The sequence below is a fragment of the Craterilacuibacter sinensis genome, assembly GCF_009831765.1.
GTDB lineage: Bacteria > Pseudomonadota > Gammaproteobacteria > Burkholderiales > Chromobacteriaceae > Craterilacuibacter > Craterilacuibacter sinensis.
On sequence record NZ_WSSB01000003.1, the window covers coordinates 71073 to 88011 of the forward strand.

Annotated in this window: 18 protein-coding genes; 11 read left to right on the forward strand and 7 right to left on the reverse strand. The window is 59.6% G+C overall.

Features of this window, described 5'->3' with window-relative positions; translation table 11 throughout:
• Nucleotides 1-32 precede the first annotated feature (32 nt).
• Complete coding sequence (locus GQF02_RS04185) at nt 33-1769, reverse strand: SulP family inorganic anion transporter (protein WP_220789332.1); 1737 nt, start codon at nt 1767-1769, stop codon at nt 33-35.
• A 154-nt stretch (nt 1770-1923) separates the two neighbouring features.
• Here GQF02_RS04185 and trxA point away from each other — a divergent pair, with 154 nt between their 5' ends.
• The 3 genes from trxA (at nt 1924) to GQF02_RS04200 (ending at nt 4340) form a co-directional block, all read left to right on the forward strand.
• Entirely contained in the window at nt 1924-2250 is a 327-nt protein-coding gene (gene trxA / locus GQF02_RS04190) for a thioredoxin TrxA (RefSeq protein ID WP_124736010.1), read from the forward strand.
• Nucleotides 2251-2385: 135 nt separating this feature from the next.
• Nucleotides 2386-3642 carry a transcription termination factor Rho gene (rho, locus tag GQF02_RS04195; protein WP_124736009.1) on the forward strand — a complete coding sequence of 419 codons (1257 nt, stop codon included), beginning with the start codon at nt 2386-2388 and terminating at the stop codon, nt 3640-3642.
• Between the two features lie 68 nt (nt 3643-3710).
• Nucleotides 3711-4340 carry a CoA pyrophosphatase gene (locus GQF02_RS04200; protein ID WP_160795365.1) on the forward strand — a complete coding sequence of 210 codons (630 nt, stop codon included), beginning with the start codon at nt 3711-3713 and terminating at the stop codon, nt 4338-4340.
• 75 nt (nt 4341-4415) lie between these two features.
• On the opposite strand, the gene nadC is transcribed toward GQF02_RS04200, so the two are convergent.
• Nucleotides 4416-5261, reverse strand: coding sequence for a carboxylating nicotinate-nucleotide diphosphorylase (gene nadC / locus GQF02_RS04205; protein ID WP_160795079.1), 846 nt, complete (start codon nt 5259-5261; stop codon nt 4416-4418).
• A 120-nt stretch (nt 5262-5381) separates the two neighbouring features.
• Between nadC and GQF02_RS04210 the strand changes: the two genes are divergently transcribed.
• Together GQF02_RS04210 and GQF02_RS04215 are read left to right on the forward strand one after the other, a co-directional pair.
• Entirely contained in the window at nt 5382-6050 is a 669-nt protein-coding gene (locus GQF02_RS04210) for an energy-coupling factor ABC transporter permease (protein WP_160795081.1), read from the forward strand.
• A 26-nt stretch (nt 6051-6076) separates the two neighbouring features.
• Complete coding sequence (locus tag GQF02_RS04215; RefSeq protein WP_235930050.1) at nt 6077-6463, forward strand: MAPEG family protein; 387 nt, start codon at nt 6077-6079, stop codon at nt 6461-6463.
• A 1-nt stretch (nt 6464) separates the two neighbouring features.
• Here the strand turns inward: GQF02_RS04215 and murB are convergent, their stop codons facing one another.
• From murB to GQF02_RS04230, 3 genes are all read right to left on the reverse strand, one after another.
• The gene (gene murB / locus GQF02_RS04220; RefSeq protein WP_160795083.1) at nt 6465-7490 is read right to left on the reverse strand and encodes a UDP-N-acetylmuramate dehydrogenase; all 1026 of its coding nucleotides are present in this window, start codon (nt 7488-7490) and stop codon (nt 6465-6467) included.
• Nucleotides 7487-8890: an MATE family efflux transporter gene (locus GQF02_RS04225; RefSeq protein WP_124736004.1), complete on the reverse strand. Its 1404-nt coding sequence runs from the start codon at nt 8888-8890 to the stop codon at nt 7487-7489. The genes murB and GQF02_RS04225 overlap by 4 nt, the downstream gene beginning before the upstream one ends.
• A 69-nt stretch (nt 8891-8959) precedes the next feature.
• Nucleotides 8960-9262 carry a hypothetical protein gene (locus GQF02_RS04230; RefSeq protein ID WP_160795085.1) on the reverse strand — a complete coding sequence of 101 codons (303 nt, stop codon included), beginning with the start codon at nt 9260-9262 and terminating at the stop codon, nt 8960-8962.
• Nucleotides 9263-9552: 290 nt separating this feature from the next.
• On the opposite strand from GQF02_RS04230, the gene pcnB reads away from it, so the two are divergent.
• The 6 genes from pcnB (at nt 9553) to panD (ending at nt 14205) form a co-directional block, all read left to right on the forward strand.
• A complete protein-coding gene (gene pcnB / locus GQF02_RS04235) occupies nt 9553-10893 on the forward strand; it encodes a polynucleotide adenylyltransferase PcnB (protein ID WP_160795087.1) in 1341 nt (446 codons plus the stop codon).
• On the forward strand, nt 10890-11372 hold the full coding sequence (folK, locus tag GQF02_RS04240) for a 2-amino-4-hydroxy-6-hydroxymethyldihydropteridine diphosphokinase (protein WP_160795089.1): 483 nt from the start codon (nt 10890-10892) through the stop codon (nt 11370-11372). Before pcnB ends, folK begins: the two co-directional genes overlap by 4 nt.
• Before the next feature lie 28 nt (nt 11373-11400).
• The gene (locus tag GQF02_RS04245) at nt 11401-12036 is read left to right on the forward strand and encodes a deoxynucleoside kinase (RefSeq protein ID WP_160795091.1); all 636 of its coding nucleotides are present in this window, start codon (nt 11401-11403) and stop codon (nt 12034-12036) included.
• Nucleotides 12037-12098: 62 nt separating this feature from the next.
• Nucleotides 12099-12890 (forward strand): 3-methyl-2-oxobutanoate hydroxymethyltransferase, encoded by a 792-nt coding sequence (panB, locus tag GQF02_RS04250; protein ID WP_124735999.1) that lies wholly within the window; start codon nt 12099-12101, stop codon nt 12888-12890.
• A gap of 10 nt (nt 12891-12900) precedes the next feature.
• Nucleotides 12901-13734, forward strand: a complete 834-nt coding sequence (gene panC, locus GQF02_RS04255) for a pantoate--beta-alanine ligase (protein WP_124735998.1) — start codon at nt 12901-12903, stop codon at nt 13732-13734.
• Between the two features lie 87 nt (nt 13735-13821).
• The gene (gene panD, locus GQF02_RS04260; protein ID WP_124735997.1) at nt 13822-14205 is read left to right on the forward strand and encodes an aspartate 1-decarboxylase; all 384 of its coding nucleotides are present in this window, start codon (nt 13822-13824) and stop codon (nt 14203-14205) included.
• A 70-nt stretch (nt 14206-14275) separates the two neighbouring features.
• Here the strand turns inward: panD and GQF02_RS04265 are convergent, their stop codons facing one another.
• Entirely contained in the window at nt 14276-15388 is a 1113-nt protein-coding gene (locus GQF02_RS04265; RefSeq protein ID WP_160795093.1) for a DUF937 domain-containing protein, read from the reverse strand.
• 166 nt (nt 15389-15554) lie between these two features.
• Nucleotides 15555-16829 carry an esterase/lipase family protein gene (locus tag GQF02_RS04270; RefSeq protein WP_160795095.1) on the reverse strand — a complete coding sequence of 425 codons (1275 nt, stop codon included), beginning with the start codon at nt 16827-16829 and terminating at the stop codon, nt 15555-15557.
• Nucleotides 16830-16939 lie beyond the last annotated feature (110 nt).

The window sequence follows — 16939 nt, forward strand, 5'->3', positions numbered from 1 at the left end:
AGCGGGCATTATACCCGATGCGTGCCGTTCGCCTAATGCCCCGTGTCTGGCAAAGGCGGGCTTGTGGTATTTGTTGCCTGAAAAGCACGCAGTGCCTGTTTCAGTGTCTGGTAAAGATGGTCGGCGCTGCCCCAGTCTTGCTGGGCATGGCTTTGCTGCCATTGCAAGAGTTCGGCACGCCGCCCGGCCAGCGCCAGATGGATGCCGCGCAGCCTGAGTTCGTGTTTGAGTTCGTGCAGGGCATAAAGCCCGGTGGCGTCCAGACGGGTCAGCGGCAACATGTCTATGATCATCCAGCGCAAGCCGGTTTGTGTCTGGCAGGCTTGCAAGGCGCGGTGCTTGAAGTAGGGGGCATTGAAAAAAACAAGCGGCGCATTGAAGCGGTAAATCAGCACGCCGGGTTCCAGTATTGCATCGGGGTGGCGCCGGCTGTCGTGAAAACCGGGTACGCCGGGGATGCGACCGAGAATCTCGTCGTCGGGCCGGGCGGTAATGCGGATAAAACGCAAGAGAGACAGGCCGATGGCAATCGCGATGCCCTGCATTACGCCGGCGCTCACCACCCCCAGCGTGGTCAGCAGTGCGACGCCCAGTTCGCTGCGGCTGATCTGGCGCAACTGGCGCAGTGTGGCCAGATCGATCAGGCCAAAGGCTGCATGCATCAAAATGGCGGCCAGCGCTGCGATCGGAACAAATTGCAAGGGGCGCGTCAGAAACACAATGGCCAGCGCGATCATGCCGGCGGTGACGACCGACACCATTTGGGTTCGCCCGCCAGTCGAGAGGTTGACGGCAGTGCGCGAGTCGGCGGCGCTGATGGCAAAGCTGCCGGACAGCGCCGCCGCGATATTGGCCGCGCCCAGCGCATTGAGTTCCTGATCCGGGTCGATTTGTTCGCCGGTTTTGGCGGCAAAACTGCGGGCGGTCAGGATGGCGTTGGAAAAACTGATCAGAGCAACGCCAGCGGCCGCCGTCAACAGCCCGCCCAACTCGTAAGCCGATATATGGCTAAAGTCCAGGTGCAGGGTAGGCAAACCGGCAGGTACGAAGCCCAGTGTGGCCACCCCCTTGGCTTGCAAACCCAGCGCAGCCACGGCGGTGCTGCTGGCGATGATGGCGACAAGCGCAGCAGGCAGGCGCGGTAGCAGGCGGTCACAAAGCAGCATCGTAGCGAAGGTCAACAGGCCGATGGCCAGTGTCGGCAGGTGGGTTTGCGGCAGTTTATCGGCCAGTTCGGCCAGGCGCGGCAAAATACGGTGGCTATCCAGAGTAAAACCCAGCAACGGCCCGCTTTGGCCGATGAAAATACTCAGCGCTACACCGTTGAGAAAACCGACCAGAATGGGGCGGGACAAAAAGTCGGCCAGCAAGCCCAGGCGCAGGCGTGCTGCGAGCAGGCACAACACGCCGGCAAAAAACGCCAGCAGTGCCGACAGCGCAAGGTAGGTGTCCGGCTGCTGGGCGGCCAGCGGAGTCAGGGCGCTGGAGACCATGGCGCAAGTGGCGGCATCCGGCCCTAGTATCAACAGGCGCGAGCTGCCGAATAGTGCATAGGCCAGTAGTGGCAGCATGCAGGCATACAGGCCGATTTCAGGCGAAAAGCCGGCCATTTGTGCGTACGCCACCGCCACCGGCAGGGCAATACTGGCCACGGTGAGGCCGGCATACAGATCGGCCGGTAAATCCTGACGCCGGTAGTGGACGAAAACCGGCAGTCCCGGCATCAGGCGGTACAGGCGTGTGCGCAAGGCGGGAAGGGGGTAAGTCATGCCTGTACTATACGCCCTGCTATATTTTTGTCATGCAAAGTGGTTGCCGGCCCAAAGCCAGAGCCTTGCCGGATTCGGGCTTGCCGCTGGGCTTGTGGCTTTGCTACCATCAGCGCTTAAACAGCGAATAACGCATACATACCCAGAGGAAACCATGAGCGATCTTATCCAGCACGTTAGCGATGACTCCTTCGAACAGGATGTACTGAAGGCACAAGGCCCGGTTCTGGTTGATTACTGGGCCGAGTGGTGTGGTCCTTGCAAGATGATCGCCCCGATTCTGGACGACGTGTCGCGCGATTACGAAGGCCGCCTGAAAGTGGTCAAGCTGAACATCGACCAGAACGAGCAGACCCCGCCCAAGTTTGGTATTCGTGGCATTCCTACCCTGATGCTGTTCAAGGATGGCGAAGTGGTGGCAACCAAGGTTGGTGCACTGGCCAAGGGTCAGTTGACGGCATTTATTGACAGCCACATCTAATCAAGACTATCCTTCCAGCAGTTTCATGTACGGGCGGCCCCTCCGCCGCCTGTTCTCCCGTTTTCTTCCTCATACTTCCGGCTTTTGAAGTCAATCGTTTCCCTTCACTTCATCAAAAGTCGACACACGGCTGCTATGCACTTATCTGACCTCAAACATCTCCACGTCACCCAATTGGTGGAAATGGCGATCGCCAATGAAATTGACGGCGCCAACCGCTTGCGTAAACAAGACCTGATCTTTGCCCTGCTGAAAAACCAGGCTAAAAGAGGTGAAAGCATTTACGGCGAAGGTACGCTGGAGGTGTTGCCCGACGGTTTCGGCTTCCTGCGTAGCCCGGATACTTCGTACCTGGCCGGTCCGGATGATATTTATGTCAGCCCCAGCCAGATCCGCCGCTTCAACCTGCATACCGGCGACAGCATCGAAGGCGAGATCCGCACGCCAAAAGACGGCGAACGCTACTTTGCACTGGTGAAGGTCGACCGGGTCAATAGCGAGCCGCCGGAAAACTCCAAGCACAAGATCCTGTTTGAAAACCTGACGCCGCTGTTTCCGACCGAGCCTTTCAGGCTGGAGCGTGATATCAAGGCGGAAGAAAATATTACCAGCCGCATCATCGACCTGATCGCCCCGATAGGCAAAGGCCAGCGTGCCTTGCTGGTGGCACCGCCCAAGTCGGGTAAAACGGTGATGCTGCAACATATTGCACATGCCATTTCGGCCAATCATCCGGAAGCGATTCTGATCGTATTGATGATCGACGAGCGTCCGGAAGAAGTGACCGAGATGCAGCGTTCGGTGCGCGGCGAAGTGGTGAGTTCGACGTTTGACGAGCCGGCTACGCGCCATGTGCAGGTCGCCGAGATGGTGATCGAAAAGGCCAAGCGTCTGGTCGAGCATAAAAAAGACGTGGTGATTCTGCTTGACTCCATTACCCGTCTGGCGCGCGCCTACAACACGGTGGTGCCGGCTTCGGGCAAGGTGCTGACCGGTGGTGTGGACGCCAATGCGCTGCAGCGTCCCAAGCGCTTCTTCGGCGCCGCGCGTAATGTCGAAGAAGGTGGCTCGCTCACCATTATCGGCACCGCGCTGGTCGACACGGGCAGCCGCATGGATGACGTGATCTACGAAGAATTCAAGGGTACCGGCAACTGCGAACTGCATCTTGACCGTAAAATGGCCGAGAAGCGTATTTTCCCTGCCATCAATATCAACCGCTCGGGCACTCGCCGCGAAGAGCTGCTGGTGCCGCAAGACCAGTTGCAGCGTATCTGGGTGTTGCGCAAACTCTTGTATCCGATGGACGATATCGAGGCGATGGAGTTCTTGCAGAACAAGATACGCGCAACCAAGACCAATGCAGCCTTCTTCGATTCGATGCGCCGCTAAGATCTGATCGCCAAAACAAGCCAGCCTTTGCGCTGGCTTTTTTTATGGCAAGCAGACATGATATGAGGATGAATCCTGTCCATCATGGTCTTCGTCCCGACTACCCCGCCACGGCCGAGGATGCCCATGGCTGGCTGTCCCTGTGTATGGCACGCGCGGCGCGACCCGTGCGCCCCGAATTTGCCCAGGGCTTTCCTGCACATGTGGCATTGCGGGCGGCGGCGGTGCTGATCGCCATACTATGGCATGCACAAGGGCCGAGCATTTTATTGACACGCCGCACCGAGGCTTTGAAAAGCCACGCCGGGCAAATCAGTTTTCCCGGCGGCAAAGTGGATGCGGACGACGCGAGTGTGATGGATGCGGCATTGCGCGAGGCTTGGGAGGAAGTCGGGCTGGCGCAAGACAGCGTCAGCGTGGTCGGCGAGATGGAGGTTTATCCGACCTTAAGCGGTTTTGCCATTCATCCGGTCGTCGGCATTATCACGCCGCCTGTGAGTCTGGTGCCTGAACCGGGGGAGGTGGCCGAGATTTTCGAGCTGCCGCTTGCGCGCGCGCTCGATCTGTCGGCCTATCAGCGCCATGCTTTTAACCGCGGTGGCGTGGTGGGCGAGTATTACTCGCTCACCCATGAAGAACATTTCATCTGGGGTGCGACCGCCGGCATGCTGCATCAGCTGGCGGTGCGTCTGGCTTAGGGTCTGTCTACTTAAAAACGGCGGTGCAAGGCACAATGCCCTATACACACGCCGCTTCCTTAGCCGTTTTTGCCTTTAAGCCTGGGTAAAGCGCATCGACAAATCGATGGCGCGGATATCCTTGGTCAGCTTGCCGATCGAGATGCGGTCAACGCCGGTTTCGGCAATGGTGCGTACCGTGTCGAAGTCCACCCCGCCCGAAGCTTCAAGTTCGGCGCGCCCCTGATTCAGCGCCACGGCCGCGCGCATTTCTTCCAGCGACATATTGTCCAGCAGTACCAGAGAGGCACCGGCGTTGAGTGCCTGTTGCAACTCGTCCAGATTCTCTACTTCCACCTGTATGCTGACCCCGGCCGGCGCCAGTGCGAATGCGCTTTGCAAAGCTGCCGCAATCGAACCGGCTGCCGCGATATGGTTTTCCTTGATCAGGATGCCATCGTAAAGCCCGATGCGCTGGTTGCAGCCTCCACCGGCCAGTACTGCGTATTTCTGTGCCAGCCTGAGACCGGGCAGGGTCTTGCGGGTGTCGAGAATGCGCGCGCGCGTGCCGGCAATCAGTGTGCTGTAGCGACGGGTTTCGCTGGCGACGGCAGACAGCAGCTGCAGGAAATTCAGTGCCGAGCGCTCGGCTGTCAGCAAGGCACGCGCCGGGCCGGTGATTTCGCATAGCGTTTGCCCCGGCGCGACGCTTTCCCCTTCTTTGACCAGCCACAGTATCTGGCAGCGGGCATCGACCTGACGGAAGCACTCGTCAAACCAGGCTTGTCCGGCTATGACGGCTTCTTCGCGCACGATAATGCGCGCCTGGCCTTGCGTTTCGGACGCAACCAGTTGTGCCGTCCAGTCGCAGGCACCGATATCTTCGGCCAGCGCGCGGGTAACGTCCTGTGCAATCAGATGAGGGGCGGGCAGGCTGGGCATGGCGTTCTCCGTGGCGGGCGACAAAAGCGCGATTCTAGCAGAATGCTGTGCTGTGATGCTTAAGGGAAACTCGCCTGTGTTCTGCTATGATTTGGGCATATTGCTTTGTCTGTGCCTGTTATGAATTTCACTGCCGACCTGTTTCCCCGTGACTGGCTAGGCTTGTCGGCGCTGCTGTCGCTGCTTGTCTTGTTGTTTTGCCTGTGGCGCACACCGTGGCGCAAGCTGGATAGCCGCCTGCTTAATGCCGGTATGGGGGCGACGGTGGCGGTGCTGGCTTTGTGGCTATTGCATGGCGGGCTGAATAACGGCCTGTCTTTTCATTTGCTGGGAGCCGCCATCCTGACGCTGATGCTGGGGCCATGGCTGGCCTTGCCGGCTTTGGCGCTGGTGCTGCTGGCGGTGTCTACGCTGGGTCTGGGGCAGTGGCAGGCTTTCGGGATGAATTTTCTCACCATGGCCTTGCTGCCGGTTGGCCTGGTGCACGGGGTATGGCGATTGAGCCGGCGCTATTTGCCGGCGAATTATTTTGTCTATCTGTTCGTGTGTGCCTTTGCCGCAGGTGGCGCCAGCCTGTTGCTGTCGACGCTGGCATCGTGTGCGGCGCTGATGCTGGCAGGGGCTTATGCGACGGACTTTTTGCTAAATGAAGTCTTGCCGTTTTATTTTTTGCTGTCGTGGTCGGAGGCGTTTACCACGGGCCTTGCGATGGCGGTCTTGACGGTGTACCGGCCGGCATGGGTGGTGTCGTTTGACGACGCGACCTATCTGGGGAAACGTGGGAATTGAGTGCGGTTTAAACCGTGAGGGACGTGATGATGGGTTTTGCCTTGTGGAGTTTGCTGATTGCCTCGCTACTGCCTTTGTTGTGGGCGGTATTGGCCAAGGCGGGGGCGCCGTACGATAACCATCAGCCGCGTACTGTGCTGGCGAATGCGACCGGGCATCGCCTGCGCGCCAACTGGGCGCAGCAAAATGCCTGGGAGGCGCTGACCCCCTGGGTCGCTGCGGTACTGGTGGCGCAGTGGGTGGGGGTCTCGCAGGCGCTGATGGACGTGGCCGCGCTGATTTTTATCGCGGCCCGTCTGGCGCATGGCGTGTTTTACATGACCGACCGGCCAACGCTGCGTTCGCTGGCCTGGCTGCTGGGCTTTGCCGCCATGGTCAGCCTGTATGTTGCAGCGGCTCGGGTGGCCGCCTAGTTCAGATTACGATAGGTTCGGGCTCGATATCGACGCCATAGTGCTGGGCGACCGTCAGCCTGACCTTGCCGGCCAGTGCCCAGATTTCAGCGCCGCTAGCCTTGCCATAGTTGACCAGTACCAGCGCCTGCTTGGCGTGTACGCCGGCATCACCGTCACGGTAGCCCTTAAGGCCTGCCTGATCGATCAGCCAGCCGGCCGCCAGCTTGACCCTGCCTTCACCTGCCGGATAGTGCGGCAGCGCCGGGTGGCGTGCCAGCAGTGCTTCGGCTTGGGTCGCATCGACAATCGGGTTCTTGAAGAAGCTGCCTGCATTGCCCAGTTGCGCGGGGTCGGGCAGCTTTTGCGAGCGGATGGCAATCACCGCCTGGCTGACATCGCGCGCCGTGGGCGCGCTGATGCCGCGGCTGTCCAGTTCGCGGGCAATATCGCCATAGGCGGTTTTGAGGCTGGCGGCTTTGTCCAGCCTGAATCGCACTGCGGTGACCAGCAGGTGCGCACCGGCTTCGTGCTTGAAGATGCTGTCGCGGTAGGCAAAGCGGCAGTCGCTGTTTGGCAAAACGACTTCGGCTCCGCCGTTTGCCAGATCGGCGCAGACTACCTCGCTGATGACGTCTTTTACTTCCACCCCATAGGCGCCGATGTTCTGCACCGGGCTTGCTCCGACCGTGCCCGGAATCAGGCTGAGGTTTTCCAGTCCGGACAGCCCCATCTCTAGCGTATGCAGCACAAAATCATGCCAGGCTTCGCCGGCGGCGGCTTCAAGCTCGATATGCGTATCGGTGTCGGCGATGACGCGTATGCCGCGGGTGGCCATGCGCACCACCATGCCCGGATAGTCGCGGGTAAACAGCATATTGCTGCCGCCGCCCAGCCATAGTACCGGCCCCTGCCGGTAGGCGTCGCTGGCGAGCAGGGCGGGCAAGTCCGCCAGCGTCTCCAGTTCGGTGTAATGGCGCGCGAGGGCATTCAGACCGAAGCTGTTATAAGGCTTGAGTGAGGTTTCACTGTGCAGGGTCAGGCTCATGGCGCAATCTTTGCTAAATGTTGGCGATGCAGGCGCTGGCGGCTTTCGCGAGCCAGATACCAGACCAGGAAAAAGGCTGCGACCGACAGGCTGACCACCAGCGCGGCCCAGAAGCCGTTGACGCCCATGGCCGGCACCAGATAATCGGTCAAGCCCAGCACAATGCCCAGTCCCAGTCCCAGCACCCAGAACGACACAATATGGATGAACATCGGAATGGTGGTGAGCTTGTAGCCGCGCAGTGCACCCGAGGCGATGGTTTGTGCGGCATCGGTCAATTGATAGACCGCGGCAAACAGCAGCAGGGTCAGGCCGATGGCGATGACTTGCGGGTCATTGGTATACATGCGGATGATGGGCTCGCGCAGCAGCAAGACCAGCACCATGGTGATAAAGGCGGCGATCAGGCCGGCTACCAGCCCTACGCCGGATACAAAGCGGGCCTGCAGATAGTCGCCCGCGCCCACGGCTTGCCCGACGCGCACCGACAGGGCAACCGACAGGCTTTGCGGCAGCATGTAGATGATGCTGGTGAAGTTGAGTACCGCCTGGTGGCTGGCCACGACCAGTGTGCCCAGCTTGGCGACCAGAAGCGCAATAAAGGAAAACAGGCTGACTTCGACAAAGAAGGACAGGCCGATCGGAATGCCCAGCTTGAGAAAGCCGGCATAGCGCCTGAAATCGGGCCAGCTCATGCGCTCGGTCAGGCCGTAGGGCTTGAAGTGCTTGGCGCGCGCGATATAGATGTAGAGTGCGATGGCATTGAACCAGAACACGATGGCGGTAGCCCAGCCGCAGCCGGCGCCGCCCATTTTGGGCATGCCGTACAGGCCGTGAATCAGGATGTAGTTAAGTGGGATATTGAGTGCCAGCGCAATCAGGCTGACCAGCATAATGGGCCGTGGCCGGTTAAGGCTGGAGGCGTAGGCGTGCAGGCTGCGGTGCATCAGCGCCGCCGGCATGCCAAGCGCGGCACCGGTGATGTAGAGCATGGTCATGTCTTCGACGTGTTCGGGCAGCGTCAGCCATAGCCTGAGCAGGGGCTCGACCGCGATCATGGCAATCATGCCCAGGATGCCGGCAAACAGACCGAACCACAGGCCCTGACGGCCGGTTTCACCGATGTCGCCATGCTCGCCCGAGCCGAACTGGTGCGACAGAATAGGGTTCAGCGCCGCCACGACCCCCATCAGGGTCACGTAGGCGGTCACGAAGATGCTGGAACCCAGGGATACGGCAGCCAGGTCATCGGTGCTGACGTTGCCGGCCATGACCGTGTCGACAAAGCCGGTGGCGACTTGGGCGACTTGGGCGATCATCATGGGTAAGGCGAGATGGATCAGGGAGCGTGCTTCGCGGCTGATGGCGCCGCGTGGCGCACGATTGAGTTCGAACAGCATGGTCATCCAGAGCAAACAGGCGTAAGCACGCTATTGTAGCGGCAAACGCCTGCTTCTGTCCGGCCTGTGCTAGCGATGGCGTGCGGGCGGGTCCTGGCGCAGCTCGCAGCTGATGACCAACTGGGCGGCAAAACGGCTATTGATGGCCAGTGCGTCATCCAGTGAAACATCGCTTATCAGCAAGCTTGTGCCTTTGTGGCGCGGGATATAGCCCAGCATCGCGGCGTGGGCCGCCAGGCTGGCCAGTGCGCCATGGGTGTCGGCATGCAGCGAGTGCGCATGCAGCACGCCGTTGAGGCTAGAAGCAGGGCGCAAGACGGCAGGTGCCGGGGCGTCGAAATCGGTGTAGTTGTCAGTCTGGCAGTCGTACATGGTTCTGTCCTTGTCGTGCGCGGGTCGCCTTATGCGGGCCCGGTCGCAGCCAGGCGTCGCTTTAGCAGGATTTATATGGGCGCCCTGCAAGTTGTCGGTTAAATCGGCGCTGGGGTCGGAACCCCGATACTCGAATAGCAGATATTGCACTGTACTCAAGAGGGCTCAGCGTAGGGTGTGCGCCCTGCCTTTGTCAAGCGAGGTGTGCATCGGCCGGTTTCGCGATATAATCCGTCCCATGTCTGTCGCGGCGTCCCGCGACCAAAACCAGAATCCGCTACCCCATTCCCATGATCCGCAAGTTAATCCGACGCGTGCTCGAACTGCCCGCAGAGTTGGGCAGCCGCCGTGGCAAACCCAAAGTCATTCCGTTTGCCATGCACGGAATCCGGCGTGACGAACTCAGTCGCGGCGCCCAACGTGTAACCTCCACCTTGCAGGAAGCCGGTTTTTCCGCCTATGTGGTCGGGGGGGCCGTACGCGACCTGATGCTGGGTGTGTCACCCAAAGATTTCGATGTCGCCACCAATGCCACGCCGGAGGAGGTGCATCACCTGTTCCGCCGCTCGCGCATCATCGGTAAGCGTTTTCGCATTGTCCATGTGATGATGGGGCCGGAAACCATCGAGGTCACTACCTTCCGTGGTGGCAATATCGGCCGCAAGAACGACTCGGGCCGCATCATGGCCGACAACTCTTACGGCTCGCAGGAAGAAGATGCGCACCGTCGCGACTTCACCGTTAATGCGCTGTTTTACAACCCGTCCGACGAGTCCATCGTCGACTTTCATCAGGGTATGCGCGATATCAAGGCCAAAAAGCTGGTGATGATCGGCCAGCCGGTGCAGCGCTACAAGGAAGATCCGGTACGCATGCTGCGCGCCGTGCGTCTGGCGGCCAAGTTAGGCTTCGCTATTGATGAAAAAACGCGCAAGCCGATTGCCTCTCATGCCGTTCTGCTCAAGGACGAACCGGCTGCGCGCCTGTTTGACGAGTTGCTCAAGCTTTTGCTGTCCGGCCATGCCTGGGACTGCCTGACCAAATTGCGCGATGAAGGCTTGTCCGGCGGCGCCTTCCCGCTGCTGGATGTGGTTATGGGCGAGGCGGCCGATGACGGTTTTATCCGTCTGGCGCTGGATAGCACCGATGCGCGCGTACGCGACGAGCGGCCGATTTCGGTCGGATTCTTGCTGGCGACCTTGCTGTGGCGTCAGGTGGATCAGCGCTGGCAGGCCTTGCAGGCGGATGGGGAAAAACCGATTCCGGCCCTGATGCAGGCCATGGCTGATGTGGAAGCGACGCAGGACAACGATTTTGCCATTCCGCGCCGCTTTAGCGTCACCATGCGCGAAATCTGGATGCAGCAGCCGCGCTTCGATGCGCGTAGCGGCCAGCGCCCGTTCCGCTTTATGGAACAGCCGCGTTTCCGTGCCGGTTTCGACTTCCTGGCGCTGCGTGCCGCGGCCGGCGAAGTGCCGCAGTCGCTGGTGACCTGGTGGGCCGATTTCCAGAAGGGCGACAATGAAGCGCGTCAGGCGCTGATTGCCGCGGTCAAGGATGAAGAGGGTGTACCTGTGCGCAAGCGCCGCCGCCGTCCGCGCAAAAAGCCTGCTGCCGGAGATGTCGCTTGACTCGCGCCTTTGTGGCTTTGGGCAGCAATCTGGATAACCCGGCCGCCCAGCTGAAGCTGGCGCTGGTGGCGCTGGCCGCCTTGCCGGGCACCTCTTTGCTGGCAAGCTCCGCCTTGTACCGCACCACACCGGTTGGTTTTATTGCTCAGCCTGATTTTGTCAATGCCGTGGCCGAGCTGGACACCGCGCTGGATGCGGATGCCTTGCTGGATGCCCTGATGCAAATCGAGCGTATGCATGGCCGTGTGCGTTCTTTTCGCAACGCGCCGCGCGTATTGGATCTGGACCTGCTGACTTATGGTGACGAGATCAGGCATAGTGAGGTGCTGACCCTGCCGCACCCGCGCATGCATGAGCGTGCCTTTGTGTTGCAGCCTTTGGCCCAGATTGCACCCGACTACCAGTTGGGTCATTACGGGTCGGCACGAGAGTTGGCCGAGCGCTTGGGTTCGGCTGGTATCGAGCGCCTGAACGACTAAACCCCCGTCCGATTGTTGGAGAGCGTGCATGAATCCTTTGCGTTATGTGGTGATAGAAGGGCCGATAGGTGCCGGCAAATCGACCTTGGCGCGCCGTCTGGCCGAGCATTGGGAAGTCGACCTTTTGGCCGAAGCGTCCGAGGCGAATCCTTTTTTGCCGCGTTTTTATCGCAGCATGCCGCATCACGCACTGTCTACTCAGCTCTCTTTTTTATTGCAGCGCAGTAGTGCCGCGCGCAGCATGATAGAGGGTGAGCTTCAGGGCCGGCCGGTGGTGTCGGACTTTTTGTTCGAAAAAGATGCTCTGTTTGCCCGTGCCAATCTGGATGCCGAAGAACTGGCACTCTACCGGCAATTGACACCGCGCATCCTGCCCGAGCATCCGTCGCCCGATCTGGTGATCTATCTGGAGGCCTCGGAAGACGTGTTGTTGTCACGGGTGGCCGAGCGCGCCTGCGAGTATGAAGTTAATTTTCCTGACGGCTATCTCAAGCGGGTGCATGAGGCTTACCGCAACTTTTTTTACGAGTATGATGCCGCGCCCTTGCTGACCGTGAACACCGATCACCTCAACTTGCTTGAGGGGGGCGAAGATTTTGAATTATTGTTGCGCTGTATTAGCGAGATGCGCGGGCAGCGCAGTTATTTTAACAAGAGCGCTTGATGCGTCTGGCCACAAGCCAGGCTTGTGCGCAGTTCCAAAGACCCTAAGGAGACACCTAGGTCATGAAAGTCACTGTCAATACCCTGAACAAGATGGCCGCCGAAGGCCGCAAGATTTCCATGCTGACTTGCTACGACGCAAGTTTTGCGAGCCTGCTGGAGGATGCCGGTGTCGATATCCTGCTGGTGGGTGACTCGCTGGGTATGGTCATTCAGGGCGTAGATTCGACCTTGCCGGTGACGCAAGAAGAGATGGAATATCATGTGCGCTGTGTCGCGCGTGGTGCCAAACGTGCGCTGGTGCTGGGCGACATGACCTTCGGCAGCTACCAGCAAAGCCCGCAGCAGGCATTTGCCAATGCGTCGCGCCTGATCCAGGCTGGTGCGCATATGGTGAAAATCGAAGGCGGCGCCTATATGGCGGAAACCACCCGTTTCCTGTCCGAGCGCGGCATTCCGGTGTGTGCCCATATCGGGCTGACGCCGCAATTCGTCAATGCTTTTGGCGGCTACCGGGTGCAGGGCAAGAGCGAAGACGATGCGCGCCGCATCGTCAACGACGCCAAGGTGCTGGCCGAGGCCGGTGCCAGCATGGTGCTGATGGAGTGCGTGCCCTCTGCGCTGGCGCGCGAAATCACCGAAACCGTGGCTGTGCCAACCATAGGCATTGGTGCCGGCGTCGATGTGTCCGGTCAGGTGCTGGTGTCGTACGATGCGCTCGGTGTCTATCCGGGCAAGAAGGCCCGTTTCGTCAAGAATTTCATGGCTGACGCCCAGAGCATACAGGGTGCGGTCGAAGCGTATGTCAAGGCCGTGCAGGACAAGAGCTTCCCTGCCGCCGAGCACACCTTCTAAGGGATGAACCATGCAAGTCATTCGTAGCATTGCCGAGCTGCGCGCTTGGCGTAAACAAGCCGCTAGCGTCGCTTTTGTGCCGACCATGGGCAATCTGCATGCCGGCCATATTGCGCTGGTTAACGAAGCGCATCAGCATGCCGCGCATGTGGTGGTCAGCATTTTCGTTAACCGCCTGCAGTTTGGCCAAGGGGAGGATTTTGATGCCTACCCGCGCACCTTCGATGATGATTGCGCCAAGCTGGAAGCGGCCGGCGTCGATGTGCTGTTCTTTCCGCTGGAAGCCGAGCTGTATCCGCATGTCCGCCAGTCGTTTAATGTCGAACCGCCGCATCTGCAGGACGAGTTGTGCGGGGCTTTCCGTCCCGGACATTTCCGTGGTGTCGCGACGGTGGTGACCAAGCTGTTCAATATTGTCGAGCCGGATTTTGCCTGCTTTGGCAAGAAGGACTATCAGCAGCTGGCGATTATCCGCGGCATGGTGGAAGACCTGAATAGCCCGGTGCAACTGGTACCGGTTGATACCGGCCGTGCCGATGATGGTCTGGCCTTGTCGTCGCGTAATGGCTATCTGACGAGCGAAGAGCGTGCCGAGGCGCCGCGCCTGTACCGCAATCTCACGCTGATGCGCGAGGCCTTGCTGTCCGGCGACAGCGATTATGCGGCGCTGGAAACGCGTGCGCGCCAGGATCTGGAGGCGCATGGCTGGCGTGTCGATTATGTCGAGGTGCGTCAGGCGCAAACGCTGGAAATCGCCCATGCCGGTGAAAAAAATCTGGTGGTGCTGGTCGCTGCCCGCCTGGGCAAGACCCGCCTCATCGACAATGTAGAAGTCGCGCGTTAAGCGGTCTGTCTTCTACCCGCATAAGGCCCGCTGCAGGTTTGCATCGGGCCTTATGGTTTGATTGTCAGGAAAAAAGGGAAATACCTCATGCTCAGAAGCATGCTCAAATCCAAGCTGCACCGCGTGACGACCACGCATTCGGAACTGCACTATATCGGCTCGTGCGCCATCGATGAAAACCTGCTGGAAGCCGCCGATATTCTCGAATACGAAGAAGTCGAAATCTGGAATGTGACCAATGGCGAGCGCTTTGCGACCTACGCCATTCGCGCCGAACGTGGCTCGGGCATTATTTCGGTCAACGGTTCGGCTGCACGTCGTGCCGCGCCGGGGGATCTGTTGATCATCGCGACTTTTGCCCAGATGAACGAGCAGGAAGTCGCCGCCAACAAGCCGGCGCAGGTGTTTGTTGATGCGGATAACCGCATCACCGAAGTGAAATATGGTGCCACGCCGGTGCAAGCCGCTTAAGCACTGCCTGCTCTAGATGAAAAAATCCCGCCGCTGGCGGGATTTTTGCTGTCCGGAAAGTGCCGTGCGATTATTTGATTTCCACCTCCACGCGGCGGGATTCGCGATTGTCGGCCATGTCGGCCACGGTGTAGACCGGTTCTTCCAGTACGATCTGATCGGCTTGAACACCGGCTTCCGTCAGTAGCTTCTGGACTGCTGTAGCGCGGTTTTTGGCCAGTTCGATATTGTGTGCCGGCTCACCGGTTTTATCATGGTAACCACTGATGCTGATCTTGGCGGCGGGATTGGCGTTGGCATATTCGGCGATGGCCGCCAGTTCATTCCTGCTGCTGGCGGGGGGCGTAAATACATCGATATCAAAATAGATGCGGGCGGCTGCCGGCTTGCCGGCAAGGGCGGGGGGCTCCATGGCTGCGGGTGCTGCTGGCGCTGGGGGTGGCGCTTCCGCTTGTTTCATGACCTGGGGCTGTTCGGGCTGGATAGCTTGTTCGCTACAACCGCGAAATTGAAAGATGCCGAACAGAATGGCGGCAAGTCCGAGCAGCCATAGCCACCAGCGGCCAAAGCCGGATTTTTCTGCGACAGCCTCGATCTTGTGGCCGGCATCCGGGATGGCTTGGGCGACTGCCTTGGGCGCCGCTCCGATTAAAGAACCCAGGCCCAGCATGGCCGTGATCGCTGCGGGTATCTGTCCGGATAAAAAGCTTTCCTGTCCCTTGAACAGGCTGCTCAGGGCACTTGCATCTATGGTGCCGCCGCCGGCCTGATTCCTGAGGAAACCGAGAACGAAGGGGGTGGCTAAAGCCAGTAGTTTGTCCATTGACAGCAGATTTAAATGGCTTTCGCTGGCGAGTGTAGAGGTCAGTGGAGCGAGTTTTTCACCAAAGAGGGATGACAACTGCTGCTGTCCCATGGCAGAGACTACGCCTATCTTGTCGGGCGTGAGCAAGGTGCCTGCATCCTGCAATAATGGCAGGTTGGGGGCATTGACTAGCTCCAGCAGTTTGTTGGTTCCGCCGGCACTGGTGTTCTCCTTGAACAGGCTGGCGAGCAAGACTGGAATGGCGGTGCCCAGAGCGTTCTTGATGCCGGTCGCGGGCTCTCCCAGATGCTGGGCTGCGAGTCCGGTGAAGGGGCCTGCCAGGCCCTGTTTTAGGGTATCGAGTAAGTTGACGTGCATTTCCATACTCCCGGTCGGGTGGTGTTGGTATGTAAGACAATACAAAACAATGGCTTACGTGCATTACGTCAACTTAGTCCATCTTTTTTTTCTTTGTCTGCTTTTAACGCGATGTGGGCTGTTTTATGTTTTATTCTGCTGGAGTCGCGCACCCCCGGCCAGCCGCTCACAAGCCGGGCAATGATCCGGCGTGGAGGGCGGGAGCCTGATCGCCCAGCCACTGCAGCAACTGGCGCTTAACCTCGGGGCTGCTTAACAGTGCCATATGGCTGGTGTTGTAGGCGATGCTCTGGTTTTGCGGGGAAAACTGCAAGACGCGCTGCGGATCTGCATGTTCGCCCAGCGCACTGGATAGCGGTACCAGACCGTCGCCCAGAATGGATTCGGTCAGCGTGCCGCGCTTGCTCGCCGTTGTCGCCGCGATGGTGTAACAGACGACACCTGCAGGCAAGGGAAGAATTTGCCTGTCGTCCGGTTTGCGCCGGAAACGGTCATGACCTTGCCAGTCTTCATCCAGTACGTGGCCGTACCTCAGATCGGTAATGCCGGCGCTGCGCAACTGGCCAATCTTAGCCAGCGGCGCGCTATAGGGCGTACTGCCCAGAATGACATCTATCCAGTTGCCGGCCTTCTCCAGCGGTGCACCATGGTGCGGCGTGCCCAGAAATACGATGTTCTGCAGCGCGTCTGGCCAGGAAAAGTCCGCCGCCCGGGCATAATGAATAGCGCTGCGGATCAGTAAGCCGCCCATGCTGTGTGCCAGCACGGTCAGCTCGCTAATGGGTACTGGCCACTGGGACAGTGTCTGTTCCAATAGCTCGGCCAGTGCGTGGCCATTTTGCGAGACATGCAGGCCGCTGTTGTAACGCAGGTAAAGCGGGGTATAGCCCAGCGCATCGGCCAGCAGGGTGCCATGATCGAACTCCGCCTCTGGCTGGCCGCTGCACCATTGCAGGTCATTCATGCACAAACCGTGTATCAGCAGCAAAACCTTGCCCTGACCCGCTGGGCACGCAGCCATTTCCAGCGGTGCACCCTGATGGCGTAAGCTCATTGTCAGGGCAAACGGGCTGTGATGCGCTTGCAGCTTGTCACCCATCACGCCATTCAGTGCCGCCAGTAGCGCAAGCCGCTCTCGGCTGTCTTGCTCCGACTCATTAGACGGGGAGAGTCGTGTTTCCAGGCTAGAGAAAGCCCGTTGCAGGCCTTGGTCAATTAGGCGGGTCACGCCGCGTACGCTCTGGTACACAAAGCCGGTAATGCCGGCAGTCTGCCCGGGTGCCGCGCCGCCTGACATGCCCAATGTCTTTCTGATCGACTGGTGGACGTTTTCGACAATATGGCTGCTATGGGTGACTGCCAGGCCCGCTAATTGGCTGAGTCCGCGCAAATCGCTTGCCCGCCAGTGCTGGCCCGGCTTGACGTGATGGGGTGACGGCATGGTGGGCTCACTCGCTAGAAATGCTCGTGCAAACAGGTGTTTGCCTGTGTCGAGACTACGCGCAGTTGCCCGCCTTGTCGTGTCCTGCTGCCAGGCAGCGGGATCTTTGT

Excerpts from the sequence above, each read along its gene's own strand:
- GQF02_RS04185 (WP_220789332.1), bottom strand. The coding sequence starts at position 1,769 with ATGACTTACCCCCTTCCCGCCTTGCGCACACGCCTGTACCGCCTGATG.
- trxA (WP_124736010.1), top strand. The coding sequence starts at position 1,924 with ATGAGCGATCTTATCCAGCACGTTAGCGATGACTCCTTCGAACAGGAT.
- rho (WP_124736009.1), top strand. The coding sequence starts at position 2,386 with ATGCACTTATCTGACCTCAAACATCTCCACGTCACCCAATTGGTGGAA.
- GQF02_RS04200 (WP_160795365.1), top strand. The coding sequence starts at position 3,711 with ATGAATCCTGTCCATCATGGTCTTCGTCCCGACTACCCCGCCACGGCC.
- nadC (WP_160795079.1), bottom strand. The coding sequence starts at position 5,261 with ATGCCCAGCCTGCCCGCCCCTCATCTGATTGCACAGGACGTTACCCGC.
- GQF02_RS04210 (WP_160795081.1), top strand. The coding sequence starts at position 5,382 with ATGAATTTCACTGCCGACCTGTTTCCCCGTGACTGGCTAGGCTTGTCG.
- GQF02_RS04215 (WP_235930050.1), top strand. The coding sequence starts at position 6,077 with ATGATGGGTTTTGCCTTGTGGAGTTTGCTGATTGCCTCGCTACTGCCT.
- murB (WP_160795083.1), bottom strand. The coding sequence starts at position 7,490 with ATGAGCCTGACCCTGCACAGTGAAACCTCACTCAAGCCTTATAACAGC.
- GQF02_RS04225 (WP_124736004.1), bottom strand. The coding sequence starts at position 8,890 with ATGCTGTTCGAACTCAATCGTGCGCCACGCGGCGCCATCAGCCGCGAA.
- GQF02_RS04230 (WP_160795085.1), bottom strand. The coding sequence starts at position 9,262 with ATGTACGACTGCCAGACTGACAACTACACCGATTTCGACGCCCCGGCA.
- pcnB (WP_160795087.1), top strand. The coding sequence starts at position 9,553 with ATGATCCGCAAGTTAATCCGACGCGTGCTCGAACTGCCCGCAGAGTTG.
- GQF02_RS04245 (WP_160795091.1), top strand. The coding sequence starts at position 11,401 with ATGAATCCTTTGCGTTATGTGGTGATAGAAGGGCCGATAGGTGCCGGC.
- panB (WP_124735999.1), top strand. The coding sequence starts at position 12,099 with ATGAAAGTCACTGTCAATACCCTGAACAAGATGGCCGCCGAAGGCCGC.
- panC (WP_124735998.1), top strand. The coding sequence starts at position 12,901 with ATGCAAGTCATTCGTAGCATTGCCGAGCTGCGCGCTTGGCGTAAACAA.
- panD (WP_124735997.1), top strand. The coding sequence starts at position 13,822 with ATGCTCAGAAGCATGCTCAAATCCAAGCTGCACCGCGTGACGACCACG.
- GQF02_RS04265 (WP_160795093.1), bottom strand. The coding sequence starts at position 15,388 with ATGCACGTCAACTTACTCGATACCCTAAAACAGGGCCTGGCAGGCCCC.
- GQF02_RS04270 (WP_160795095.1), bottom strand. The coding sequence starts at position 16,829 with ATGCCGTCACCCCATCACGTCAAGCCGGGCCAGCACTGGCGGGCAAGC.